This is a genomic window from Chroococcidiopsis cubana SAG 39.79 (assembly GCF_003991895.1).
Classification (GTDB): Bacteria; Cyanobacteriota; Cyanobacteriia; order Cyanobacteriales; family Chroococcidiopsidaceae; genus Chroococcidiopsis; species Chroococcidiopsis thermalis.
On sequence record NZ_RSCK01000271.1, the window covers coordinates 1 to 891 of the forward strand.

1 protein-coding gene is annotated in these 891 nt (G+C 39.3%); it reads left to right on the top strand.

Features of this window, described 5'->3' with window-relative positions; translation table 11 throughout:
• Positions 1–199: 199 nt before the first annotated feature.
• A partial coding sequence (locus DSM107010_RS37855; RefSeq protein WP_127025457.1) for an IS1 family transposase occupies positions 200–891 on the top strand: 692 nt, incomplete at its 3' end.

Here is an 891-nt window from a genome sequence, read left to right on the forward strand (position 1 = left end):
GGTAGTGATACGGAAGTAGTGGTGAGGTAGAACCCTTGCTCCGTCAGCATCCTGTATAATATTAGCTAATGCGAACAATCCCCAGATAATTGCCCACGAATTAGCATTTTTGATGACAACAATTTTAGCATTCTTACTTTATTCATTCATATTACTACTGTCGAGATTAACACGAGAGTCGATAGAACCATCTCCAAAAATATGTGAAGAACCTTTAAAACGAGTCTGTCCTACCTGTAACTCTGAGCATGCAATTAAAAATGGTTCAACTCACAATGGCAAGCCCAAATATCAGTGTAAAATCTGTAGTCGTCAATTTGTTATCGGTGCTACTAAAACTACTGTTTTAAAAGAAACGAAACAACTGATTGATCGACTCTTACTTGAGAGGATATCATTGCGAGGAATTGCTAGAGTGGCTCAAGTAAGTTGGTCTTGGTTACAAGATTATGTCAATCAAAAGCTAGCTCAAACCCCGCGCCAGGTCGAGGCTTTAGCCAAAACACTAGGTAAATTGCTGATTGAATGTGACGAGATGTGGTCATTCGTTGATTGCAAGAAGAACGAAGTTTATATTTGGCTAGCAATCGATCGTAAGTCGCGAAAAATTGTCGGTTGTTTTGTGGGAGATAGAACTAGAAAATCAGCCCGTAAACTCTGGGCTTCTCTACCAGAGATTTATCAACAACGTGCTTTCGCATATACAGATTTTTGGCAGGCTTACAAGACAGTTATTCCTCCTAAACGTCATAAAGCTGTTGCTAAAGAAACGGGTCTAACTAACCATATCGAAAGATTAAATAATACCTTCAGACAACGTGTTTCTCGGCTGGTGAGAGAAAGCCTATCATTTTCCAAAAAACTGAACAATCACATTGGAGCTGTTTGGTA